Origin of the sequence: Clostridium yunnanense, assembly GCF_016595795.1 — a bacterium.
Classification (GTDB): Bacteria; Bacillota; Clostridia; order Clostridiales; family Clostridiaceae; genus Clostridium_AR; species Clostridium_AR yunnanense.
This window is the reverse complement of the sequence record NZ_JAENHN010000059.1, coordinates 243,002-267,817: the sequence shown is the minus strand read 5'-3', so window position 1 is coordinate 267,817 and position 24,816 is coordinate 243,002. Positions and strand designations below refer to the sequence as shown.

General features: G+C 30.7%; 21 protein-coding genes. 7 read left to right on the top strand and 14 right to left on the bottom strand.

Features of this window, described 5'->3' with window-relative positions; translation table 11 throughout:
* Positions 1-472: 472 nt before the first annotated feature.
* Positions 473-1,459 carry an HD-GYP domain-containing protein gene (locus JHL18_RS22415; RefSeq protein WP_200273403.1) on the bottom strand — a complete coding sequence of 329 codons (987 nt, stop codon included), beginning with the start codon at positions 1,457-1,459 and terminating at the stop codon, positions 473-475.
* A 110-nt stretch (positions 1,460-1,569) separates the two neighbouring features.
* Positions 1,570-2,442 (bottom strand): SDR family NAD(P)-dependent oxidoreductase, encoded by an 873-nt coding sequence (locus JHL18_RS22410; protein WP_200273401.1) that lies wholly within the window; start codon positions 2,440-2,442, stop codon positions 1,570-1,572.
* A gap of 166 nt (positions 2,443-2,608) precedes the next feature.
* On the opposite strand from JHL18_RS22410, the gene JHL18_RS22405 reads away from it, so the two are divergent.
* Positions 2,609-3,067 (top strand): MarR family winged helix-turn-helix transcriptional regulator, encoded by a 459-nt coding sequence (locus JHL18_RS22405; RefSeq protein ID WP_200273399.1) that lies wholly within the window; start codon positions 2,609-2,611, stop codon positions 3,065-3,067.
* A gap of 149 nt (positions 3,068-3,216) precedes the next feature.
* On the opposite strand, the gene JHL18_RS22400 is transcribed toward JHL18_RS22405, so the two are convergent.
* From JHL18_RS22400 to JHL18_RS22380, 5 genes are all read right to left on the bottom strand, one after another.
* The gene (locus tag JHL18_RS22400) at positions 3,217-3,612 is read right to left on the bottom strand and encodes an iron chaperone (RefSeq protein WP_200273397.1); all 396 of its coding nucleotides are present in this window, start codon (positions 3,610-3,612) and stop codon (positions 3,217-3,219) included.
* A 109-nt stretch (positions 3,613-3,721) separates the two neighbouring features.
* Entirely contained in the window at positions 3,722-4,744 is a 1,023-nt protein-coding gene (splB, locus tag JHL18_RS22395) for a spore photoproduct lyase (RefSeq protein ID WP_200273395.1), read from the bottom strand.
* 404 nt (positions 4,745-5,148) lie between these two features.
* Complete coding sequence (locus tag JHL18_RS22390) at positions 5,149-6,051, bottom strand: AraC family transcriptional regulator (protein WP_200273393.1); 903 nt, start codon at positions 6,049-6,051, stop codon at positions 5,149-5,151.
* 427 nt (positions 6,052-6,478) lie between these two features.
* Positions 6,479-7,462 (bottom strand): D-isomer specific 2-hydroxyacid dehydrogenase family protein, encoded by a 984-nt coding sequence (locus JHL18_RS22385; protein ID WP_200273391.1) that lies wholly within the window; start codon positions 7,460-7,462, stop codon positions 6,479-6,481.
* 260 nt (positions 7,463-7,722) lie between these two features.
* Entirely contained in the window at positions 7,723-8,289 is a 567-nt protein-coding gene (locus JHL18_RS22380) for a GNAT family N-acetyltransferase (RefSeq protein ID WP_200273389.1), read from the bottom strand.
* Positions 8,290-9,143: 854 nt separating this feature from the next.
* On the opposite strand from JHL18_RS22380, the gene JHL18_RS26395 reads away from it, so the two are divergent.
* Together JHL18_RS26395 and JHL18_RS22375 are read left to right on the top strand one after the other, a co-directional pair.
* Positions 9,144-9,275, top strand: coding sequence for a hypothetical protein (locus JHL18_RS26395; RefSeq protein WP_274600990.1), 132 nt, complete (start codon positions 9,144-9,146; stop codon positions 9,273-9,275).
* Positions 9,276-9,342: 67 nt separating this feature from the next.
* Positions 9,343-9,531, top strand: coding sequence for a hypothetical protein (locus JHL18_RS22375; protein WP_200273387.1), 189 nt, complete (start codon positions 9,343-9,345; stop codon positions 9,529-9,531).
* 149 nt (positions 9,532-9,680) lie between these two features.
* Here JHL18_RS22375 and JHL18_RS22370 read toward each other — a convergent pair whose 3' ends face one another.
* A complete protein-coding gene (locus JHL18_RS22370; RefSeq protein ID WP_200273385.1) occupies positions 9,681-10,931 on the bottom strand; it encodes a dicarboxylate/amino acid:cation symporter in 1,251 nt (416 codons plus the stop codon).
* A 97-nt stretch (positions 10,932-11,028) separates the two neighbouring features.
* Positions 11,029-12,513, bottom strand: coding sequence for a UDP-N-acetylmuramoyl-L-alanyl-D-glutamate--2,6-diaminopimelate ligase (locus JHL18_RS22365; protein WP_200273383.1), 1,485 nt, complete (start codon positions 12,511-12,513; stop codon positions 11,029-11,031).
* 287 nt (positions 12,514-12,800) lie between these two features.
* On the opposite strand from JHL18_RS22365, the gene JHL18_RS22360 reads away from it, so the two are divergent.
* From JHL18_RS22360 to JHL18_RS22350, 3 genes are all read left to right on the top strand, one after another.
* Positions 12,801-13,664, top strand: a complete 864-nt coding sequence (locus tag JHL18_RS22360) for an AraC family transcriptional regulator (protein ID WP_200273381.1) — start codon at positions 12,801-12,803, stop codon at positions 13,662-13,664.
* A gap of 471 nt (positions 13,665-14,135) precedes the next feature.
* Positions 14,136-16,043, top strand: a complete 1,908-nt coding sequence (locus tag JHL18_RS22355) for an acyl-CoA dehydrogenase family protein (protein ID WP_200273379.1) — start codon at positions 14,136-14,138, stop codon at positions 16,041-16,043.
* Between the two features lie 53 nt (positions 16,044-16,096).
* On the top strand, positions 16,097-17,296 hold the full coding sequence (locus tag JHL18_RS22350; protein WP_200273377.1) for an FprA family A-type flavoprotein: 1,200 nt from the start codon (positions 16,097-16,099) through the stop codon (positions 17,294-17,296).
* A gap of 141 nt (positions 17,297-17,437) precedes the next feature.
* On the opposite strand, the gene JHL18_RS22345 is transcribed toward JHL18_RS22350, so the two are convergent.
* Positions 17,438-19,372, bottom strand: coding sequence for a Cache 3/Cache 2 fusion domain-containing protein (locus JHL18_RS22345; protein WP_200273376.1), 1,935 nt, complete (start codon positions 19,370-19,372; stop codon positions 17,438-17,440).
* 426 nt (positions 19,373-19,798) lie between these two features.
* Between JHL18_RS22345 and JHL18_RS22340 the strand changes: the two genes are divergently transcribed.
* On the top strand, positions 19,799-20,332 hold the full coding sequence (locus tag JHL18_RS22340; protein WP_200273374.1) for a biotin transporter BioY: 534 nt from the start codon (positions 19,799-19,801) through the stop codon (positions 20,330-20,332).
* A gap of 123 nt (positions 20,333-20,455) precedes the next feature.
* On the opposite strand, the gene JHL18_RS22335 is transcribed toward JHL18_RS22340, so the two are convergent.
* The 4 genes from JHL18_RS22335 to JHL18_RS22320 form a co-directional block, all read right to left on the bottom strand.
* Complete coding sequence (locus tag JHL18_RS22335) at positions 20,456-21,541, bottom strand: AAA family ATPase (RefSeq protein ID WP_200273372.1); 1,086 nt, start codon at positions 21,539-21,541, stop codon at positions 20,456-20,458.
* A gap of 2 nt (positions 21,542-21,543) precedes the next feature.
* Positions 21,544-22,341, bottom strand: coding sequence for an RNA ligase family protein (locus JHL18_RS22330; protein WP_200273370.1), 798 nt, complete (start codon positions 22,339-22,341; stop codon positions 21,544-21,546).
* A gap of 632 nt (positions 22,342-22,973) precedes the next feature.
* The gene (locus JHL18_RS22325; protein ID WP_207753092.1) at positions 22,974-23,843 is read right to left on the bottom strand and encodes a phosphotransferase; all 870 of its coding nucleotides are present in this window, start codon (positions 23,841-23,843) and stop codon (positions 22,974-22,976) included.
* A gap of 55 nt (positions 23,844-23,898) precedes the next feature.
* Positions 23,899-24,594, bottom strand: a complete 696-nt coding sequence (locus tag JHL18_RS22320; RefSeq protein ID WP_200273366.1) for a TetR/AcrR family transcriptional regulator — start codon at positions 24,592-24,594, stop codon at positions 23,899-23,901.
* Positions 24,595-24,816: the final 222 nt, after the last annotated feature.

Below are 24,816 nucleotides of genomic sequence, written 5' to 3'. Positions count from 1 at the left end.
GAACTTATTTCAGATATTAAAAATATCTTTATCGAACTTAATTCGAAAAAGGATGAGATTTGTTCGTTAGCATATGCCAGAAACTACCTTGTATAACTTAAACTTTAATCTGGGATACCTATATAGATAAACCAGTTCCAAATAGAATCTATATTTGATAATTATCTTACATTAATAGTTAATAGAAGTATCTCTTAGTTGTATTGAAAAGAACTGGATTATCTATTCCGCTGAACTGATAAACTACTTCAGTCATTAAACTCCAAATAAAGCTTTCGATGGTTCTACGAAGCTTTATTTGGATAAATTCTAATATGAAGTAGCTTATCTATAGTATGCTGATTTTTACGAAATAAAAACATTTTAAAATATAACTTAGTCTTAAATATATCTAAAGGAAGGAACTTTTATAATACTTTAAAAGCTCCTTCCTATAATCATTATAATGATTTTCAGTTTTTTAAAATTGTATTTATATAATAACTTCTTCAATAAATAGTGTAAGATTTTCCGATTCAAGTAAGTTACAGAATCTATACCCTTCATCATTTTTTACAATTAACACAGGTCTAGTGGTGGCATTTTTATTTTGCATAACTACTATACCTGTAAGTCCATTATTTAACCTAACCTGTAAACCATTTGGGTAACAGTATATGGAGTGTAAGAAGTCCTTGTATATTTCTTCACTATATTTAGTTACTGCTTCGGTTGTAATCTTTTCTATTGCTATATGAGGGAGCATTGGTTTTTCTCCGCTTATATAGTTTATATAATCATTACATATCCCAAGTATCTTAGCAAACTCATGAATTTTTTCTCCAATTGCTCCAAATAGACCTGAACCATCTTCTCTTTCATACATATAATAAACAGCCATATATGTAGTAGACATTATAGATGGATTTTTCTTTAGTATCTCTTGTGCTTTTTTTACATGCTCCTTATCATCTGTAAACAACTTACCTATATCATGAAGCAAAGCTGCAATACCTAATTTTAATATCTTTTTCTCATCATATTTTTTTCTAATACCAACCATTAGACATAGAGTTGCAACATCTAAAGAATGGATTGCTAATCTAGAAATCTCATCATTTGGCACTAAATTGCTTATCAATGCAGCATTTTCTGATAAGTTTATATTTTCCATAATTTCTTTAACAACTTGAGATACCTTCATCTCATTTATATACTCTCTACTTTTTGCCTCATCATATATTACCTTTAAAGCTTTTACAGCTTCAAACTTCGCAGGAGTAGCCAATACTTCCTGTAAATCAAATTCATCATTTCCATCTTCTATATATATTGTAGCAACCCCAGTTTTCTTTAGCATAGAAATAGCGCGAGAAGTTATGTTATTTCCTTTATTTAAATACATTATACCGCTTTCAGTATATATTGGATTGGCTAAAACCTCACCTATTAATTTATCACTGGCTAAAACTAGCTTCATCTTATCACCTCTTTAAATACTATCCATGTATTTATTAAGATAACATAAAATTCAATGCATTTGTGAATTTTATTAAACTTTTTTCTTGGTCTATATGTAAAATTTTACTTTTACAACAATCCTTTTGATTTGAATATTTCTTCAGTATAAACCCAGAGCTTGTTTTCAATCTCTTTATCACCACAAGGATAGATAGGCTTAATAGCTTTTCCATTACCTACATTAAAGTATCCGCCAGTAACCTCTTTATACTTAGATTCTGTGGCTAATCTAACTATTATGTCTGCACCTCTTTTTGGATCTCCTATATGTAAAAAGTTTAAAATCCGTTCAAGCACTGAAGCAAAAGCAAGTTCCCTGCCTAGTCCTGTGACATTAAAGCCTGGATTAAGTGCATTCACTGTAACCCCAGTCCCTAAAAACATACGTGCAAGTTCTCCTGTAAACATAATATCAAGTAATTTAGTTTTCCCATAAAGTGAAGATGATTCTCTTGCTGTGAAGGTAGATATGTCCATTAAATCCTCAGGGAGTTTAAGTTTTCCATGATTACGTGATGCCTCTGATGCTACATTTACCACTGTAGCTCTTCCTGCATTCCTTAAAGCCTGCTGTAAGGTGTGAGTCAGTAAACAAGGAGCTAAGTAATTAACTGCAATCATTTCTGAAAAACCATCTTCAGTTATTCTTTGCTCAAAGGCATGTAACCCTGCGTTATTTATAAGTACATCTATACTTGAATATGTATTACTAATCTCATCTCCTATTCTTTTTACATCTTTCATTGATGCCAAGTTTCCATAAAAGAAATCAACCTTCACCTCAGGATTAATACTTTTTAGCATACTCTTAGTTTCTTCCGCTTTACTTTTACTCCTAGCTGTCAAAACAAGATGAACTTCTCTCTTTGCCAATTCGCCTGCAACGAGCTGTCCAAGGCCACTTGTGGCACCAGTTAATACTACCGTAGATTGTTTTTTCATAATAATCTCCTCCATATTCCTTAAGTTATAAAAATTAAAATATAAAAATACTTAAGCCATATTTCCTTGACTTATCGAAATTAAAGTTTTATATTTGATATATGTCAACTATATAATTTTGTTTGACATATGTCAATTAAATTTTGTTATTTATATGAGGTGAATTATGGATAAAACTACTACAGCACAAAATGATAAAAGATTGGATTTGGAATCAATGTTAGGTAGACAACTAAATATGCTATTAAGCGCCTCTCATGCATTGAATGTGAGAACTGCAACATGTTTTGATAACTCTTTACAACCTGCAGCTTTTCTTCTTATACGCTGGCTTTTCACCTACGGTCCAACTAGCGCTACCGTTCTGGCGGAATCAACAGCCATGGACCGTAGCTCAGTGAGTCGTCTTGTGAATCAATTGAAAAAGTTAGGATATGTAATTAGTGAGTCTTCTCCAGAAGATCGTAGAGGTGTATTACTATCTTTAACTGAACTAGGAAGGCAAAAAACTATAGATGCTCTAAAAGAAAAGGAATCTGATTTTTATGACCGTATCTCCAACTGGGATGATTCTAAACTTGAAAGCTTTGTTGATCTTCTTAAAGATTTTAATAAAGATGAGTAAAATTATTGATATTTCAACATATACAAAATTAAAAACTTATATTTCATGCACAAAAAAATTAGCTAATTCAACATCCATTAGCTAATTTTTTCTGCATCTGCCTTTTTCAATGTATATGAGGATTTTTACAGATTAATAAATATTATTTTTTACTGCTTCTTTTTATTAACCGCCTTTTCTTCTGCTTTCTTTATATTCTCAACAACTCTATATTTAACAATTCTACTAATTAGTTCATAAGGAAGCGGTTCATCTTTTTGAAACTGTATTGCTCCTTTTGAAGTTTTATATTTTGATAATTCCTGATTAAAAGCTTCAATTCCATTAGGAGTAGGATAAAAGCCAATATGATTTTTAAAGTTTGCAAAATGAACCAAATTACCATAAAGAAAAAAAGTAGGCATCTGATAACTAATCTTTTCAGTTGCTTCTGGTGCAGCTTCTTTTATTACTTCCCTTAAGTTTTTAAGAACTTCTTGAACCTCTTTGGGACAACTTAAAATATATTCATCAATTGATTTTATAGGACTTTTGTTCTCTTCCATCTTTTCACCTTTCGCTACAGTCATTTATAAATAACAATGATATATAGAGATATAGTTTTACAATTTTACATTCATAAAGATGCCTTTATCAATATAAGACTTGTATAATTTATATAATATACTTAACTTCTTTATTAGTAAATAATTCATCTATTTCTTTCCTAAAAAACTCCTTTATCTCACTTAGGCTTTCTTTAGGATAAACATATTTTCCATAACCAAATTGTCCGTATTTAAAACTTCTTTCTTCATTATTCATAGGAAGTTCACTGGTTGGAAACACCTGTAGTATTATATTCTTAGCTGTAGTTGTGTAGCGATGTGATATTACCTCAAAGGTTACTGGATATTTTAGATTTTCTGGAAGCTTACTTTTTAATTCTATCAATAGATCATGGTATTCTTCTTTCCAGTTTTCATAAATAAACACTGGCGCAATTAAAAAACCTGTAGGATATCCTGCTTCGGCTACCTTCATGCTAGCTTCTATTCTCTTATCTCTAGAAGCTGTCATATGCTCAAATTTATTTATAATAGTGTTTGTATTAATACTAAATCTTATCTCTGTATGTCCATTGTGCTCTAAGTTAAGCAGTGAATCTACATCATTATATTTTGTTACAAATCTGAATCTCGCATTTTCACTTTTCCCAAAATAAATTATTGCCTTCTCTAAAGAATGAGTGTATGGCTCAACAGCAACTGGATCAGAGGTTGCTGACCCTTCAAATATAGTGATTTCTGGTAACCTCTCATCAATGTATTTCTGAGCTTGATTTAGAATTTCATCGATATTTACATGAACCTTTACGAAGGGTTTATCACCAAGCTTTGTATTCAAATAGCAATATTCACATTGACCCATACATCCAGACACTAAAGGAAGCTGATAATGAGCTGAAGGTTTGCAAGATTGGAACTTTAAACTTTTCTTAGGTCCCACAACCATAGTTCTTTTCCCCTCAATGTATTGGGATGAAATATCTTCGCCTGGAATATGTTGTTTTACTTTATTAGAATTTAAATTTATAATTTCCACATGAGTATTGTGCTTAAACTTGTCAAGAATTTGTTTACCCAGATCGTATTCTAGTGAATCTTTCTCAAATAGTATTCTTTTAGGCTTGAACATATCTTTACATAATAAATAAGCTAAAAAGCTGTATTTATTTACTCCTTTCACAATTTTAATAAAAAAGTCCTTGTTTATTTATAAAATAATTCATAAAGCACTAATCGTGTACAGTTTATATCATATTGCTCTTCTAGTTAATTATTATTCGCTTAATTCTAGCAATTATATGCACTTGATTATTCAAAATACATTTATTCTGAGCTAAAAAATATTATTGAAAAATCCTTAGGTGTAAATTAGTTTTGTTTTTTTACTGTATAGCCATAAAAAGCTTCTAAAATCGTTGAAATATCTACACTTAGCTAACTTGAAAATATTACATTTTCCTATACAGTAAAAAAAGAAGATACTCTAGCATCTTCTTTTAAAGTTTTATACTTTATTAAATTTCTAAATTCAAATTAATCGTGCTTCTTAACTACCGGTATCCATACCTCTGAGTAGTTTCTATCACCTTCTGCATTATAGTATACTTCAAGTTCAGGTCCTTCTGCATGTTCGTACCCTGAGCTTGGGAACCATTCTGAAAAAATTCTTTCCCATATTGCTTGAATCTTTTCTACAACCTCTGAACTTTTGTGTTCATCAGTTCTAAAAATAACCCATGTTAATGCTGGAACAGAGATAACGGAAAATTCATCTGGTACTTCAGCATTTCCATCCAAATCAAATACACCTATCATGTATGGGAAAGTCTCTTCACCAGTTTCTCTATAACACATAATACCATTTACATCAGTAACAAAGCCTTCTTCTAGAAGTTCTTTTGGCTGAGCTTTTACTAAGCGTTCTATTGTACCATCTTTAAAACATTCTTGCCACAACTGAGGTATTCTAACTAAATTATTACCATTAGTTGTATCCATTACTTCTTCTACTCCAAAAAATCTGAATGAACTCTTTTCCACTATTTTATAATTCATCTCTATATCTCCTTTTATTGATATACTAAAAGAAATAGGTGGATAGGCTTTTAGCTGTGTTCCCTTTTCTCTAGCAAAGGTTGGTGAAACTCCATGTAAGTTTCTAAAAGCTCTGGTAAAGGCTTCTGGAGATTCATATCCATACTTTAAAGCAACATCAATTACTTTCAAACTTGAGCCCTGAAGCTCCAAAGCAGCTAAGGTAAGTCTTCTTCTCCTTATATATTCCGCTAAAGTCACTTCAGTTATAAATGAGAACATTCTTTGAAAATGATATTCTGAACAGCATGCTATTTTAGCCACATCACTATAAGCAATATTATTAGTCAAGTTTTCTTCGATATACTTAATAGCACCATTCATTTTTTCTAGCCAATCCATATCCATCTCCCCTTTCATTTACTATCATAACAAGATATAGAATATAATACCTTGCATTTTCTGCACCATTTAGCAAGCATTATATATTTACAATCTAAAAGCAGTTTATATGCAGTGCTCATTTGAAAACATTATAGCATAATAAAACTACATTATTGTGGAAAACCCGCATTATTCCTATAAATTTTTATCTTCTTAAATTCTTAAATTTAAAAATTCTTATATTCTTACAGTAATCATTGAGCTAACAAAACCATTTATTAATAAAGCTGTACATATAATAATAAAAGCACTGCATCCTCATTGTACTCCCCTGTCTAATTAACAGGAGCGGTTCACAATAAATAACAGTGCTTTAGTTATAGTTTCGATTCATATTATTCTTTTCGGAATTCATTAACTTCAGCAAAAATCAAAGTTTATATATTTATTTAATCTCATAATCACTTTCACCAGTATTGATAAAAGATACTAGACTATTAACAGCACTATTTACCATGCTTGTCACTGCTGCATCAGTATAAAAAGCCATGTGCTGAGTCATTATAACATTTGGAAATTGTCTTAAATAAGCCATATCTCTGTTAATGATGATATCAGTACGTCTATCTAAATGGTAGATTCCCTCTTCGTTTTCAAAAACGTCTAATCCAAGTGCACCTATTTTTCTAGTCTCAATACCATTGATTAAGGCTGGAATATTCATCAATTCCCCTCTTGCACAGTTGATTAATACTACATTATCTTTCATCTTATTAATAGATTCATCATTTATCATGTGGTAAGTACTTTCTAATAAAGGTGTGTGAAGAGTTATGACGTCAGATTCTTTGTATAAGGTATCTAAATCTACATATGTTGCTTTTTCTTTTACTTTATCATTTTCAAATTTATCGTAAGCTAATATTCTAGAACCAAACCCCTTTAGACCGTCAATTACTGTTGCTCCTATTTTTCCTGTACCTATAACTCCAATAGTCAAATCCTTCATTTCTTTTCCTTGAAGTCCTACTAAGGAGTAATCATTAACATTCCCTCTAAACATAGCTTGTTTATAATGTCTTATACACATAAGTATAAGCATTATAGTATAATCCGCTACCCCATTTGGAGCATAATAAGCATTACTTACTCTTATGCTTTTACTTCTTGCATACTCAATATCAATATTGTTATATCCAACAGTTCTTGTTGCAAGATACTTGATATTTAACTCATCTAATTTATCTAAAACTGCTGCAGTTACCTGACTATGCCCTAAAATAGTCACACCGTCAAAACCTTTAGCTAATTCTGCAGTTTTCTCATTCAATTTCTCATCTACCAAAGTGATTTCTACGTTAAGTTTTTTTGATATTTCTGCAAAGTCATTTCTTTCATCATCTCTTGTATCATAGGATATTAATTTCATAAAATAACCTCTCTTTTGCATAATTTTTAGTTTATCTAAATCTATATATAATAATATTTATAATTATTTTAGCTACTAAATTAAAATTTAAATTTTAGCCAAAACAATTATACTATATATTTTACTAGCTAACTATTAACCTTCCAGCTTTTATGATATATTTTATTAAATATATCTAGTAAAATGCCAATATGTAAATGAAAAGGCCCTATCTTATGAGCCACTTTACTATTGTATATCAAATTATATTTTATCTCTAATCACACTATTACCTCTTTAAAATCAGATCTCAGTATTGAATATACTGCTAGATCATAAAATTCCCCATACTTATTGATTTTAGCCTGCCGTAATATGCCTTCAAATCTCATTCCTGACTTCTGCATTACCCTGCCCGAGGCAATATTAAGAGTATTATGCCTGGCTTCTATTCTGTTGATACCAACCTCTTTAAACAAATAGTCAATAACAATATTTAATGCTTCCATCATATATCCTTTGCCCCAAAATAGTCTTCCTAAGTTATATCCAGTAGTACAGGAAAGATTTTTTTCATCCAAACTCATCAGGGATATTTGACCTATTATCTCACTTGTAGACTTTAATTCTATTGCCCAATTATAATAATCAAAACTATATGCATTTACCCAGCTTTCAACTATCTGTTTTGTCTCAATTAAGTCTTTCTGCGGCTTCCAACTCAAGAACTTACACACTTCGCTATCTGTTGCCCAGTTCTTAAACATACACTCTGCATCACTTAGCTTAAATTTATGTAATAAAAGCCTTTCAGTTTCTAAAGTCTGCGTTCCCTTATGTGACAGCATCTTAATCCTCCTATGAATTCCAAGCTTTTGTTTACATAATTATAACATTTTTATAAACCCTTGTATGAAAAAAATATGAAGTAAGAGGGAAAAAACTATTAGTAATGAAAATCAATATAAAATCTATCTCCTTATCCACCTAAAATTCGGAGAAATTACACTAAAGGTATTCAGTAGGTATTACTACTAAAAAAGCCTTCTATTATGTATTAAATAAATGTTGTTACAGCTAGCTAGAAGGACAAGCTATAAAATATCAACATTTATTTAATACAGAAGCTAATAGTATAAATATGTATACACATTCAGCTAGCGATATATGATATAACAAAGTTTAAGAATTTATAATTAAAATCATTATAAGAATTTTATAAAATAGTGTTAAAGGGTTAAAGCAGTTCATCTATAATAATGTTCATTAAAAATTGAAGTTTACTGTGAAAAAGAAAAATAGAAATCTTCAATTAACTACACAGTATAGAATCGTTTGGTTTTAAATGGTATAATCGAAAGTAATTAAGTATTGATTGGTGTAGAAGTAACGAACTCACTTTCAGTGAAAATACTAATGAAATAATAGAACTTCAATATGGTAATTCAATACGTGGATTTAAAAAGTTACTTATACTTGTATATATATCTTTATATAAAATTCTTGGAGGCATAAAATGGACTATATAAATTTCATTATTAAAATCTTAGTTATAATATCTTCATTCTTAATTTTCTTGAAAATAAATAGTAAAACGAATCTATCTAAATTTATTAAAAAAAAGTTTAAGTTAAACACAAAGTTTAGAGTTTTTATATTTTGTGCAGCATTATATTGCTTACTTACTTTAGTTACCACACTTATGAGTTACTATTTACATATACCTAATGTTATTATACAAATAATGGATTGGATTGCACTAGCGTCATCTATTGGTTTATTCTTGGAAATAAACCACAATGTTCCTATCGATGAGCAAAGCTGGTTAGGTTAATCAGGTTTAACTAGTAATAATTTCTGACATAAGGATAAAATTCTTAAATTATAAATGGAGGAAATTTATGAGGGGATTATTATATGGAATAAGTGGTGGTATTTTATCATTTATTTTATTAAGTATTTTTGAAAAACTAATGAATGGAATGGGAGAAATAGAGGTTATATTTAGTGGCATTATTGTTATGTCTATAATAATATGTGGCTGTACTGGTATATTAGTACAAACTCACAAAGATAATAAAATAAAATAAAAAATAATTACTTAAAACACCACATTATTCAAATGAATCTTGCGGTGTTTTAAATTGTAATTTTAGATTTTCACCAATTTTACACAGGCTTTTTATTTTTTCGCTACTTACTATACTTTGCATTTTATCAAATAAAATTTTTGTTGCATTCAAGCCTTCTTTAACCACTTCTTACCGTCAACAAATCTTGAAACCATCATAGCACATACAGTATTTCCTGTTGAGTTTAATACTGTTGCTGGAGCGTCAATAATTGTGCTTATTACAGCAATTATAGGTAGTGCTTCAATTGGGAATCCGTAGATACTTATTATAAGCATTTCTCCAATCATTCCACCACCAGGTATTGCTCCCATCACTGCTCCTACTAAAAAACCAACTGCTAATATGGATAATAACATTGGTATACTATTAATGTCTTTTCCAAACAATCCAAATAAAAATATTATTTTCAATACGCCACCAATAACTGATCCATCTTTATGAGTGTTCACTCCAAGAGGTATTACAGTTTCCGCTATATCCTTAGGCACACCTATCTTCTTTGTAGCCTCAAGATTGACTGGTATAGAAGCGGCACTTGAACAAGTAGCTAGAGCAGTTACTGTTGGAGATATTACGTTCTTCCAGAAAGCCTTAAAGCCTTCTTTTCCTGATGAAATATAGGAATATGCACTAAAAAATATAAAATAATTTATTATTGTTAATCCTAAATATAATAAAAACACTTTTAAATATCCCTGTAAGATTTGTGTTCCTAATTGCCCTACCACAGAAGCAAAATAGCAACCTAAGCCTATTGGAGCATAGTACATAATAATATTAACTATCTTCATGATTATAGTCGTCACTGAATCAATAAACTTTTTTACTACCTCACCTTTTTCTCCCACTAAGGCTGTGGATACTCCAAAAAGCACTGAAAATATTATAATTTGAAGCATATTATTCTTTGAAAAAAGTTCCGAGAAATCACTAACAGTAAAGGTTTTTACTAGCTGCTGTGATAAGGAAATGTTCTCGGTACTTTTACTAATATTTGCTCCACCTTGAGACAATATATTTTTAATTGAATCTGAGTCTAAGCCTTTAGTTGGATTAAATAAAAGAGATCCTATTATAGCCAATACACCTGAGATAATTGCTGTAGATATAAATACTAAAATTATAGTTATCATTATTTTACCTAATCTATTTACACCACTCATATTTGCTATAGCCGATGCTACACTGAAGAATACTAACGGAACAATTATAGTAAACATTAGATTTAGAAATATCTGTCCAAAGGGTTCTAAAACTTTAGCTTTAGGTCCTAATATTACTCCTATGGCACCTCCTAATAATATTGATAATATAAGCATTAAAGACATCTTATAATTCTTTAAAATATTTCTCATATCTATAACTCCTTTTAATTTACTGTATTGAATTTTAATATAACCTTTAAAAACTTAATCATATTTAAGACTATTGTTAAAAGTTAAACATAATATTTTAACCTATCAGAAAATCATCATGAGAATGATTGTTTATAAAGTATTCCTTTACTACTTCTTCATCACTAAAATGTATAGTTTCATTCTTTAATATCTGATAGTTTTCATGTCCTTTGCCAGCAATTATTACTGCATCCTTAGGTTCTGCAATACTAAGTGCTTTGAAGATTGCTTGCTTTCTGTCTTCTATCTTTTCATACATACATCCAGTTTTAATCAGACCTTTCTCAATATCATTGATTATTAAATCTGGTTCTTCACTTCTAGGATTATCAGAAGTAATTATGCAGTAGTCACTTAACTTACCAGCAGCCTCTCCCATAAGTGGTCTTTTACCAGAATCTCTATCACCACCACAGCCAAACACAGTAATTATTTTGCCTTTAGTGATTTCTTTAACTGAAGTTAGTATGTTTTCAATAGCATCTGGTGAATGAGCATAGTCTACTACTGCTAAAATACCTTTGATATTTTCTACAGCTTGAAATCTTCCTGGCACTCCTTTTATTTCTTTAACCGCATTTACAATATCATCAATACTAATATTCAGGCTATAACAACTTGCTATTGCTGCCAACGCATTATATACGGTAAACCTACCTGGTATATTAAGCATTACTTCTCTTGTCTCACAATTATATTGAAGCTTAAACCTCACACCACTATTTGTATATTCGATATCCGTGGCTCTAAAATCACAATTTTTATCAACACCATAAGTTATTATTTTACAATTTGCAGCAGCTAATATATCGTTAGAAAATGAATCGTCTATATTTATCACTGCTCTCTTACACATATTAAATAGTTTCAATTTAGCATTTTTATAATTTTCCATAGTTCCGTGCTCTTCTAAATGATCTTGAGTTAGATTAGTGAATACAGCAACATCAAATTCGCATCCATAAACTCTATCTTGAGATAAAGCTGAAGAAGTAACTTCAATAGCTGCATGGGTTGCTCCAAGTTCTAACATTTCCGCAAAGGTTCCTTGAAGTTCTATTGCATCCGGCGTAGTTGGATTTAACTTTTTAGTATTCATTTTTTGAATGCCAATAGTGTTTTGTATAGTGCCAATTACTCCACATTTTAGATCCAATACTTCAAGTATCTTTGAAATAAAATAACTCACAGAGGTTTTTCCGTTTGTGCCTGTGATACCAATGGTCTTTAACTTACTAATTGGATTATTATAAAAGTTTTGTGCTGCAAGAGACATTGATTTTCTTCCCTCTTTAACTTTTATTACTGTAACATTTTTTGGCAGACCACTAATCTCATGTTCTAACATCAAAGCGATAGCCCCTCTACTTACTGCATTAAATATAAAATCATGTCTATCTACATTTCTATTTCTTACAGCTATAAAAAGTGATTTTTGTCCTACATCCCTAGAATCCCAAGTTAAACTCTCTATATCTAAATCATCTCTGCCATTTAATATCTCGTAGTTTATTCCTTTTAACACTTCATACAATTTCATATCAGTTCCTCCAAACTTTTTTAAGGCATAGTTTATCATCAAGATTTAGAAGATACTCTCGTGCCTTTTTTCTTATTATGTTTATATTATATTCTCAACTTTTGCAGATTTTCTTGAATTAAATGCTTAATACATTGCATAAAGTGCTATAATTTATAGATAGGCTAGTTTCAATTAAAATGTAATTACAATTAATAACATATATAGATTTAGATAAGCTCTGATTAATAGAAACTGTTTATCTATTCATCTGAAAAGTTATTTTAATAAAATCTGAGGTGTTTATATTGAATGAAAGTGTTTCTACAGAAAAAATAAAGAGAGGTTATCTTAATGATGATTTTCTTTTCTTTAATCTCAAAGATCAGAAAAAAAACGACTTTGAGGTACATTATCACGACTTTGATAAAATAATCATTTTTATATCAGGAGATGTGACATATATCATTGAGGGAAAATCCTATAAACTTAGACCTTGGGACTTATTATTAGTAGGCAAAAATGACCTTCATCTTCCCATAATAAGTCAAACTGAACCATATGAAAGAATAATACTTTGGTTAAATCCATTATTCCTAGAAAAACATAATATGGATAACTGCGATCTTCTCAGCTGCTTTCAAATAGCTTCTGAAAGAAAACTTAACCTTATTAGATTAAATATAAAACAAATAGAGCTACTAAAGAAAAACTTACAGGAGCTTAAGGAGGAAATACAGGACAAAGCCTTTGGAAGCACCATACTAAAAAATGCCTTGTTTATTCAGTTTATGGTTAAAATCAATAGATTTTTCTTAGATATGAATGCAGATAAGAACATTGAGGATATTAAATATGATCCTAGAATAGAATCAGTTTTAACCTTCATTAACTCTAATTTAGAGAAGGACATTTCTATAGAAATGCTATCAAATACTTTTTATCTTAATAAGTATTACCTTATGCATTTGTTTAAGAAAGAAACAGGGTTTACCCTATATGGTTATATACAAAAGAAAAGAACCAAAAGAGCTGCTGATCTTCTGAAAACTGGTATGCAAGCTGGAGAAGTTTGTTCACTTTGTGGATTTATAGATTATTCTAGTTTCGTAAGAGCCTTTAAAAAAGAATTTCAATTATCTCCAAAGCAGTATTATAAGGCCAGTTTATAGATAATGTAAATAATTTTAAAGGTTCTATTGTAAACCTTTAATCAATATATTTAGTACAGGAGGTTAATATATACATTAAATAGGTATACTTTTTATAAGGTATATTATGTAATATATGTATTAATTACAGGATTCCTAGCTAATCTATTAATTTGTGTATGTTTAAGAATCATATAATTGATTATTTAACAAAGGCATAAATTAAGTCTTTATGTATGTATCACTTCGTAATAAAATTTATTATTTTTAAATTTTCTAACCAGAAGCCGTTAGAATATTAAAAATAGATTTCGGCTCGAACTGGTACATCTTTGGATAGGACTTCTATATAGGATTCCTAACTCAACTATTAAGTTATACGTGCCCGATAATCCCCAGAAGCCTGGATTATCGAACAAGTATAACTTAAGTTTCGATACAGGAATCCTCTACCTCCATTCACTAAAATATTGATTTGAGGGAGGGAATTATATGTCTTTCAAAACCACAGAACAACATGAAACTTTAAGAAAAAAAATCAGAGAGTTTGCTGAAGAAGAGGTAAAGCCTATAGCATTCATGCTAGATCAAGAAAATAAATTTCCAACAGAAGCAGTTCATAAACTAGCTGAAATGGGGATGCTAGGTATACCCTATCCAAAAGAATATGGTGGAGCAGGTTTAGATGTAATTAGCTATGCCATAGCAGTAGAAGAATTATCAAGAGTTGATGGCGGCACAGGAGTTATCCTTTCTGCACATACATCTTTAGGCACTTACCCAATAGCTGCTTATGGCACTGAAGAGCAAAAACAAAAGTATTTAGTTCCACTTGCTAAGGGCGAAAAGCTTGGTGCTTTTGGTTTAACTGAAGAGAATGCTGGAAGTGATGCTGGTGGTACAGAAACCACAGCTGTACTTGAAGGTGATTATTATATTTTAAATGGTTCAAAAATCTTTATAACTAACGCTGGACAGGCTGATATATATGTTGTTTTTGCTGTTACCACACCGAATATAGGTACAAGAGGTATCAGCGCTTTCATTGTTGAAAAGGACTCAGAAGGCTTTAGTTTTGGAAAGCATTATGACAAAATGGGAATCCGCTCTTCTGCTACCGCAGAACTTATCTTCAATGATGTAAGAGTTCCTAAAGAAAATCTACTAGGCAAAGAAGGTGAAGGCTTTAAGATCGCTATGGCTACTTTAGATGGTGGTCGTATTGGTATAGCAGCTCAGGCTCTCGGAATTGCTCAGGGAGCTTATGAAAATGCGCTTGAATATTCCAAAGAAAGAATTCAATTTGGTAAACCTATCTGCCAGCAACAAATCATAGCCTTTAAGCTATCGGATATGGCAACTAAACTAAGGGCTGCTAGATTACTTATTTATAGTGCTGCAGAGCTTAAGGAAAAACATGAGCACTATAGCATGGAAGCCGCTATGGCAAAACAGTATGCCTCAGATGTTTGTCTTGAAATTGTTAATGATGCTCTTCAGATCTTTGGTGGTAGTGGTTATTTAAAAGGCATGGAGGTTGAACGTGCTTACAGAGATGCCAAAATCTGTACTATTTATGAAGGAACTAACGAAATTCAGAGACTGGTTATCTCCTCTCATATAATCGGCAAGATGCCAAAAACTGAACATGCTAGTAAAGCTCCTCAGCATGAACCCGCAACAGGATTTAGAAAGAAAGTAATCTTTAAACAAGGAACCGCTGAAGAAAGGGTTGCTTCTCTTGTTAAGGCTTTAAAGGACGACGGATATGATTTCACTGTAGGAATACCTTTAGATACTCCTATAAGTAAAGCTGATAGAGTTGTCAGTGCAGGTATGGGCATAGGAGAAAAAGAAAATATGCACTTAATTGAAGTTTTAGCTGAGCAAGCTGGTGCTGCTATAGGTTCTTCTCGTCCTGTAGCTGAAACCCTTAAATACGTTCCTTTAAATCGTTACGTTGGCATGTCTGGACAAAAGTTTAACGGCAATCTTTATATTGCCTGTGGTATCTCCGGCGCTGGCCAACATCTAAAGGGTATAAAAGATGCTACTACTATCGTAGCTATAAATATAGATTCTAATGCAAAGATTTTCAAAAATGCTGACTATGGAATAGTTGGAGATTTAAATGAAATCCTCCCACTACTAGCAGCAGCCTTAGACAACGGTGAAGCAAAAAAAGATGCACCTCCAATGAAGAAGATGAAGAAAGCTGTTCAAAAGAAAATAACTCCTACCTGGAAACATTATGTCTGCAACGGATGTGGTTATGAATATGATCCTTCTGTAGGTGATATTGATGGAGAAGTAACTTCTGGAACACTTTTCGAAAATATACCTGAAGAATGGACCTGCCCTTCTTGTGGTGAAGAAAAGACAATGTTCATTGAAGTATAGTTTATATAATTTAGTATACGTAATAATAGGTTACGTAAAGGAGGATTAAATTCATGTATTGTGTTAGAGAAATAACTGAGGATTTATATTGGATTGGTGGTAACGATCGCCGCCTTGCTCTATTTGAAAATATTCACCCTATACCAAGTGGGGTTTCTTATAATTCTTACCTTTTATTAGATGATAAATCTGTACTATTTGACACTGTAGATTGGTCAATCTGTAGACAGTTTATAGAAAATATTAATGCAGTCTTGGGAAAAAGACCTCTAGATTATATGGTAATAAACCACGTTGAACCAGATCATGCTGCATGTATAGAAGAAATTATTCTTAGATATCCTGAAACCAAAATAATATGCACCGAAAAAGCCTCTTTATTTATGCATCAATTCGGATTTCATATAGATGACAAAACAATAGTAGTTAAAGAAGGCGACAAGATGTCTTTTGGAAAGCATGAAGTTGTATTTGTGTCTGCTCCAATGGTACATTGGCCTGAAGCAATGGTAACCTACGACATCACAAACGGCACCTTATTTTCCGCTGATGCCTTTGGATCTTTTGGTTCTTTAGATGGTAAGTTGTTTAATGATGAAGTTAATTATGACAAAAACTGGATTGAAGATGCTAGAAGGTACTATACAAACATTGTAGGCAAATATGGACCACATGTTCAATCGTTGCTTAAAAAAGCTAGCGGACTAGATATAAAGCTCATCTGCCCACTCCATGGACTAGTATGGCGTAATTATTTTGGATATTTACTTGATAAATATGACAAATGGAGTCGTTATGAGCCAGAAGAAAAAGGTGTTATGATAGTCTATGGAACAATGTATGGTAATACTGAAGCTGCTGCTAATGACCTTGCAACCAGACTAGTTAAAAAAGGTTTAAAAAATGTAGTTATGTATGACGTTTCAAGTACTCATGTATCCTACTTGATTTCAGAAACCTTCAAATATAGTCATGTAGTTTTAGCTTGTGTAACTTACAATTTAAATATCTACCCACCTATGCATAACTATATAATGGATATGAAAGCATTAAATCTTCAAAACCGTACTTTCGGTCTCATAGAAAATGGTTCTTGGGCTCCTCAATCTGGAAGATTAATTCGTGAGCATCTAGAAAGTATGAAAGAGATGACTATCTTAGATAATAGCATAACCTTAAATTCTTCCATGAAAGAAAATGATTCAGATTCATTGGAGGATCTTGCTAACAACCTTATTGAATCGCTAAAGTAGATTAATCTAAAATAAATATAATATAAAAAACTGTTTCCTAAAAACATAATAAATAATAATAAGCTAAGGATATGAATAATACCCTTAGCTTATTATTTACAGATGTTGATAACCACCTTGCTATTTAAATGTCTAAATATATTAATTATATATATCTGAAAACTCAATATTTATATTTTCAACCTTTGATTGATTTGTAAAATTGCTATTAACTTTTATATCTTCTTTCTCTGCAATAATTTTGACTGGTAAGGTTATTATAAACTCTGTACCTTTTCCAAATTCACTTTTTACTTCTATTTTTCCTTCATGCATCTTCACCAAAGCCTTAACAATTGACAATCCTATCCCACTGCCTTCATGACTTCTACTTAGCAACGGGTCTACTTGCTTAAACCTTTGAAAAAGTTGTGAAACTTTATCCGCTGGAATCCCTCTACCTGTGTCCTTAACACTAATTACTATATGATCCTCATAATCGAACAAAGTAACATTAATTTCGTCTCCAGGCTCAGTGAATTTTGTTGCATTAGAAATTAAATTCAGCAAAATTCTTTCCAGCTTTTCAGCATCAAAAGCCATGACTTTTTCTTCTTGATCAGTATCAAATATAATTGTTCTGTCCATCTGCCCCACATACGCAGCAGTAGATTGAGTTATTTCTTCTATAACTTGTACTATGTTATCATTTCTAAGCTCCAACTTCATAAAACCAGAATCAATCTTAGTCATATCAATTAAGTTATTTACAAGTCTTAATAGTCTATAGCAATTCTGCCTTATGCTGAATGTATAGTTTCTTATCTTATCAGTATTAAGATCTTCTCCTTTGCTTATTAGCACATTGAACAGCTGGGCTGTTGAAAAAATAATATTTAAAGGGGTTCTTAGTTCATGAGACATATTAGCAATAAATTCAGTTTTTAATTTATCGTATTCCAAAGTTTCTTCTACCAACCTTCTATTCTCAGCCAACATATGATTAAAACTATTGGCTAATATTCCTATTTCATCCTTACTTTCTATGTCACAATGAACAGTTAAATCACCTTTTCCAGCTATCTCCATGCATGATTTTAACTTATCCAACGGTTTTACTAAAGTGTTTGCCAAAAATAATCCTATAATTCCACTTAAGATAATTATCATTGATCCAGTAATTATAGTAGTATTCAAGATAGATTTAGACGAAGAGCTTAATTCATCATAATCAGCCGTAGTTACTACATATAGATGCCAAGCCTCAAAAAATTGATAATATCCTACTTTTTTAACTCCATTATATGTATATTCAATCCTTCCACCACTTCCTGTGTGCATCTTTTGAACAAAATCATAATTACTTACATTCTTGCCTTTTTCAGTTGGATGGATAAGTACATTTCCTTTAGAATCTAATATGTATGCATAACCAGTTTTTCCAAGCTTAACCTTACTTATGGTTTCCTCCAAGTAATTATTAATACTCTTATTTCCTATTCCTATTGCACCGATAACTTTATTATCCTTATCCAATAAAGGCTTCATTCTTGTAACGTATCCAACGCCTTCTATTAAAATGTCACCAATATATTCTTGATTATCAATTATTCTATTATAAGCAACAGAATCATTTGATATATATGTACCTAATACCCTTTTGTTATCTTTAAAAATTGTACTTGAAACTCTTATCAGTTTCTTATCATGCAATAAGAATATTGTTGCCACAGTACCTGTAGACTGTTTTAATTTATCTACTATAGTATTATCTAAGGACAACCTCTGATTCCCTGTATATAGAACTGGAAGATTGAACTCCCCTATCTTAACGTTCTCATTATAGTCCACTCTTAGGTCAGAAAAATCATCTAATAAAGTATTTGCAAAATTCAGATCTCCGTAGGATTTTTCCGTCAGAAGATCATTTCTTACACTAAGGGTCGTAATAATTGATTCTGTTAAACGCTGACTTTTCTCATCTAGCTCTTTAAATACTGCATCATTTGACTTCTTACCAATTAGAAAACCTAAAACACTTACAGCAAACACAATTAAAACCAAATAACTGATGATAAGTTTATATTTTACTCTCATTCAAAAACACTTCTCCTTAGTTATAGACTCATAACTTTTTAATAACAATTATATTTTAAGTTCTCTCACCACAAGCCTTGAAAAATAGAAACAGCCTTCCGACTTTAGTTAAAAATATCCGATATATATACTTACAATTGATTCTTTATATTTTTTATATATTTACACTTCATTTTAAGACATTCTGTCTAATTATATCATGTAAATAACAATTTTTCACCGATTAAATTTAATCTTATTAAACTTATTTTTCATTTACTATAACTTAAATCTTATTGCTACAAATTAAAGTTTTTAAAAGCGTATTGTCAACCTCTTTTGTTTTTCAAGTTGACAATGTACCTTCAGTATTTTATACTTAATTGGACAAATTGGTTAAGAAATGAAATTTTAAAAGATTACGATGAATAAATTGGAGGACTTTAGATGAGAAAAAAAATTAGAATAAACGATATGATTTATGCAGCATTATTTGCTACCCTAATTTCTGTTTTTGGTTATATCTCAATTCCGCTACCTTTTAGCCCAGTTCCGCTTACAGGACAAACATTGATGATAATGCTTGTTGGTTGTGTACTTACTCCACTTCAAGCTGGATTAAGCGTAATCACTTTTATATTCATGGGAATCATTGGACTTCCTGTATTTTCTGGGGGAGCTTCAGGTATAGGAGTTATTGTAGGCTCTAACGGAGGATATCTTATCGGATTTCTTATGGGTTCCATAGTTATTAGTTTAATAAAGAATAAGAATAGTTCTATCATTTCAATGGTATTAGCCAACCTTATAGGCGGAATTGTTGTAGTTTATATTTTAGGAGTTTTATGGCTATCGTATATTACAGGAATCGGTGTTTATAGAGCATTTATTGTAGGCGCACTTCCTTTCATTATCGGTGATATAATAAAGGCTGTGGTTGCTGCATTAGTTGCTAAAAGAATCAATACTCTAAGAAGATAGGATAAATTTATAAAAATTTTAATGGAGCCTCCAAAAGATAGGCTCCATTTATTTTAGCTTAAGTACTTCTAATTAATTAACATATTTGTTTCATTAGAATTTTGTTAAACAATTTCTAGCAGATTATATTTCCTCGCCTTCAAGCATATCCATCTTTTTTATCATATTGTTTATAACCTTAACAGGAACACACCTTTCTCTATCATTACGTCTTAAAAGTAACTCTTTATAAGGAACTTCTAAATAAACAAATCTTATTTTCGCACCATATGCAGTACATAATCTTATTAACTTTTGCCTGTTTTCTCTTCGCAAATTAGTAGCATTCCAAACAAAACTCTCTTTTCTTCTTAGAAATTCTTTTGCCCTACCATATGCTAATGCTCCAACTTGACCAAAATCCTTGGTTGGAGATATTCCAAGCTCCTCTCTTATATCATCTAAAGAGATAACTTTATATCCATTAAGGTTATCTTTGATATAAGTATCTTTTCCTACAAGTGGAAGTCCCATCATAGCTATAACCTCAAAGCTCCTATCATCAAATATCTCTGCTCCAGGATAAACTTTATTTTCTGCAAGATACAAAAATCTTGTATAATCGTTCTTAAACTTCTTAGGACCATAGTAGCAATCTAATTCTTTAGTATAACTTTCAAAATACTCAACTCTATCAAGTAATTCTTCTTTATCGTCGCAAATTCTTCCAAGCAAATCGCATTTTGCCAGAATCTTAAGCAATCTCATATTAGTTATCTCTGCTGCCTTTATTAGATCATAATCTACGTTTTCTCTCTCTATAAAATATAGTGGTAACCCATGATATCTTATTAATGCCGCTATGGCTTCTCTTATATCACTATCAAGCTCGTATTCTCTATATACCAAATCTCTAAATATTTTTGCCCCTTTAACTGCATGTTTTGGAGAAACTAAATCTCCATTTTCTTCTTTAGTTGCAATCCATTTTCCTATATCATGAAACATTGCTGATGTATATAGAATGCACTTCTCTCTTTCACTTAAAGTCTTCCATTCTTGAAGTTTTAATATCTCTTCGCATACTAATTTAGTATGAATATAAACATCGCCTTCACCATGATATTTATAATTCTGCTTAACAGCTTTTAGATTTTCTATTATTTGAAAATCTTTCACTAGTTCTTTAAAGTTGTAGTCCTTTTGTTTAAGTAATTTCTCAATATCCATAACTACACCTCCTCTGAAAAAAGATCAATTCCCCATTGAAGTTTATTAGGTATAATAGGTCGATTAGCCCAATGGGTTTCCGAATCTAAAATTGAATTTAAGAATGATGCTCTAACATATTTAAGCCTGCTAATCACATAGTTTTCATCTTCTAACTTGATATAAATACCTTCCATTAGATCAGTATTATCAGTTTGTTTCTTAGCAATATCATAGGACAAACCTAATTCAATGCAACTTAGCTCTAAGTTTTTCTGCCAAACTTCTGATTTAAAATTTGATTTATCTAAAAGAACCTCTATTTCCTTTTTAGATCTTATTATTCCTTCCTTTAAAACCAGCACTGATTTAATAAAAGAATAGTTTTCAAGCATTTGCTTTCTTCTTTTTGTACTTAGAAATCTTTCTTCAATTTTATCAAATATATCAAATTCCATAAAATAATGATTTAGATTATCATAGAATATAGTGTGTTTCGCATAAAGCCATTCACCATACATAATATATCTATCACTTAAAAGCTCCCAAAGTCTATAACTAAAGGTATTTGCCCAAGTTTTAAACAAATCAAATTGAGCCTCACCATATCCTCCATTTAAAAAATGGCCTCTACTTTGCAAATACATTCTTCCATTGTTATCAAAGCTAATGCCACAATTTGCTCCATCTACTTTTTCTTCTAAAACACAATATCTATCTTTAATTTTTTCAAATTTAACGCTATCTAAATCCTCATCTCCCTGTTGCAATCTTGATCCCTCAAGATGTGGAGTCCTTGGATACTTATAAATTCTTTCCATATGAATTCATCTCCTTTAAATTTGCACAACAAAAAAGTGCTGCGAATTTAACTTTTCACAACACTAATAACATTACCTAATAATTAAACTTAAATTATACTTATAGTACTCAATCTCACTTTATCTAGGCTTCGTACATGAACAATTTAAAATTTTAATTTTAATATTCAAAAGAGTGAATCTTTTGAGGTAATTATTATGGTTATAAAAAGTAAATTATATTTAAACTAAATTTAAGTACACAAACAAGTCCATTAAAATAGTTTTTTAACGACTGTAAATACTCACTAATTTTGCTTAGATAAATATACTTAATTACATAATAATTTCCTCGTATCTTCATTTTTATAATTAATTATAACATTTTGTTCTATCAATTTCAATTATATTAGAAGCTTCACTGAGTTTGGTAATATCGTCTTTTAAAATCTGCTACTAAAAAACTGCTATTTTTCCTATATTCCAATGACTTAGTAAGACTTGTAATTAATAAACCGCAAATAATAACAATATAATTTATACTGCTGTAAAGAACATGTTAAACTTTTGGTGCTTTTAAAACACAAAACCAAAATACAACTATTATCAATTAAAGGATTTTTCTGAACAGCTATATAGAGAGTTTTATAACTTTATATAAACTTCCACCAACCATCTGGATTTACTCCACTAGCTTGAGCTTTCATACATCTTTTAATAAAATTAACAAGTGCCTCTTTTTCAAAAGGCATCCCATAATAAACTCTTTCTGCAGCTCTAATGACCATCCATCTGGAGAATTCGCTATAATCTATACCTTGGAGCTTTTGCAATGTAGATAAGTATTTACCTGAAATAATAGTTCCTGAAACACCTATGAGATAGTTCTGAATTTTGCTTACCCCTGGGATTTTAGGTGTGTTTCTTAAAATTAAATAAGTGTGTGCCATGTCTGAAAGCTTTCTACCATAAGTTGCACCAAACCAATCAATTACATAGTATTGATCACCTACTATCATGATATTTCCAGGGTGAAAATCGCCATGACAAAGATCACTTCCATTTGGTAATCCTTTTAAAATATCAAGAACAAATTTCTTAACATCCTCCTCTAACATTTCTGCTTTTGGTATTAGATGAGTAGCTCTATCTCTAATTGAATAAAGACCTAACCCTTCAATTGGAGTTGTTATTTCTACATGAAGATTAGCTAACTTTTCAGCATACTTAAAAAGCTGAAGAGGATTTTTCTTTATAAGCTCTAACATTGTATTCCCTTTAAGCCTCTCCATAATTATTGAAGGTCTTCCATTTACTTGCGTATATTCATATACTGTAGGTACAGACTTATTTTTCTTCTTTAAAGCTTGCATAGTTACCATTTCAGCTTTAAGATATCCCTCATCTTCCACATTTCGTAATACTCTTATAACTTTATCATTACCTAGTTCATAAATCTCTGCTTGCCCACCTTGAGCAAGCAACTTAATTTCATTCAATTCTATCATAATAAGCTTTAACAAGTACAACTTAATATACCTATTAAAAATCCACCTCCGGTCAATTTAATTTCTTGAATTATTTGAACTTAATTATTTCATCAGCCACCCTATCTAATTCTAAAAACATGCTTTTAATGGTGCTTTGTATATCTTCCTTAGAAAACTCAATTTTTAAAGACTGTAGAGAAGAGACTGCTAGAGGATACCCATATTCTTTGAAATCAGTTTTATCCTCAGTTCTCAACCAATAACTAATGGCATAGTTAAACGAACCCTCATGAACTATAGCGGATACCTTAACATCTGGAACATCAATTATTCCTATAGCTTTCAAATGTTTTAATATACCCTCCATATCTTCACAGGATTTCATCACAAGTTCTTGATATTTTTCTTCAAATCGTGAATTTATTCGTAAAGCTTCTACTAACAAAATTTTTGCAAGTTGCCTATACTTTTGATACGTCCACATAGAAGCAGCTACTACATTTGCAAACCTTTCAGCCGCTACTGAAACTTCTTTTTTCATAGCATAATTTTTTATGCTGCTTATTATTTGTTCCATTTGATCGTATAATTCCTCAAACAGCTCTTCCTTGTTCTTAAAATACAAATAAAAGGTGCCTACAGAAACTTCAGCTTTACTTGCTATATCTTTTATTGAAGTATTGTTATATCCTTTTTCCGCGAAAACTTTAGCTGCAGTTTCAAAAATTAGTTTTCTTTTCTCATCTTTACGTAATTCAGTTTTATCTGTTTTTTTGTATACCATAAAAAATCTCCTTAATAAAAAATGAATCACGATTCATTTCTTGAAATAAGAATATTCCTTTTCATACCACTTGTCAACAAATATATAAGCTTATTACTTCAAATTTTTTTTACTAAATTTGAATTTCATATAAAGAAAAAAAGAACCCTACAATAGGATTCTCTTTAAAGCTTAATAAATAATTAGTGTTTTTCATCTAAGCATAGTGCTTATCATTTAGTA

Coding starts and splice junctions, on each gene's coding strand:
- JHL18_RS22415 (WP_200273403.1), bottom strand. CDS start 1,459: ATGAAGCTAGTTTTAGCCAGTGATAAATTAATAGGTGAGGTTTTAGCC.
- JHL18_RS22410 (WP_200273401.1), bottom strand. CDS start 2,442: ATGAAAAAACAATCTACGGTAGTATTAACTGGTGCCACAAGTGGCCTT.
- JHL18_RS22405 (WP_200273399.1), top strand. CDS start 2,609: ATGGATAAAACTACTACAGCACAAAATGATAAAAGATTGGATTTGGAA.
- JHL18_RS22400 (WP_200273397.1), bottom strand. CDS start 3,612: ATGGAAGAGAACAAAAGTCCTATAAAATCAATTGATGAATATATTTTA.
- splB (WP_200273395.1), bottom strand. CDS start 4,744: ATGTTCAAGCCTAAAAGAATACTATTTGAGAAAGATTCACTAGAATAC.
- JHL18_RS22390 (WP_200273393.1), bottom strand. CDS start 6,051: ATGGATTGGCTAGAAAAAATGAATGGTGCTATTAAGTATATCGAAGAA.
- JHL18_RS22385 (WP_200273391.1), bottom strand. CDS start 7,462: ATGAAATTAATATCCTATGATACAAGAGATGATGAAAGAAATGACTTT.
- JHL18_RS22380 (WP_200273389.1), bottom strand. CDS start 8,289: ATGCTGTCACATAAGGGAACGCAGACTTTAGAAACTGAAAGGCTTTTA.
- JHL18_RS26395 (WP_274600990.1), top strand. CDS start 9,144: ATGAGTTACTATTTACATATACCTAATGTTATTATACAAATAATGGAT.
- JHL18_RS22375 (WP_200273387.1), top strand. CDS start 9,343: ATGAGGGGATTATTATATGGAATAAGTGGTGGTATTTTATCATTTATT.
- JHL18_RS22370 (WP_200273385.1), bottom strand. CDS start 10,931: ATGAGAAATATTTTAAAGAATTATAAGATGTCTTTAATGCTTATATTA.
- JHL18_RS22365 (WP_200273383.1), bottom strand. CDS start 12,513: ATGAAATTGTATGAAGTGTTAAAAGGAATAAACTACGAGATATTAAAT.
- JHL18_RS22355 (WP_200273379.1), top strand. CDS start 14,136: ATGTCTTTCAAAACCACAGAACAACATGAAACTTTAAGAAAAAAAATC.
- JHL18_RS22350 (WP_200273377.1), top strand. CDS start 16,097: ATGTATTGTGTTAGAGAAATAACTGAGGATTTATATTGGATTGGTGGT.
- JHL18_RS22345 (WP_200273376.1), bottom strand. CDS start 19,372: ATGAGAGTAAAATATAAACTTATCATCAGTTATTTGGTTTTAATTGTG.
- JHL18_RS22340 (WP_200273374.1), top strand. CDS start 19,799: ATGAGAAAAAAAATTAGAATAAACGATATGATTTATGCAGCATTATTT.
- JHL18_RS22335 (WP_200273372.1), bottom strand. CDS start 21,541: ATGGATATTGAGAAATTACTTAAACAAAAGGACTACAACTTTAAAGAA.
- JHL18_RS22330 (WP_200273370.1), bottom strand. CDS start 22,341: ATGGAAAGAATTTATAAGTATCCAAGGACTCCACATCTTGAGGGATCA.
- JHL18_RS22320 (WP_200273366.1), bottom strand. CDS start 24,594: ATGGTATACAAAAAAACAGATAAAACTGAATTACGTAAAGATGAGAAA.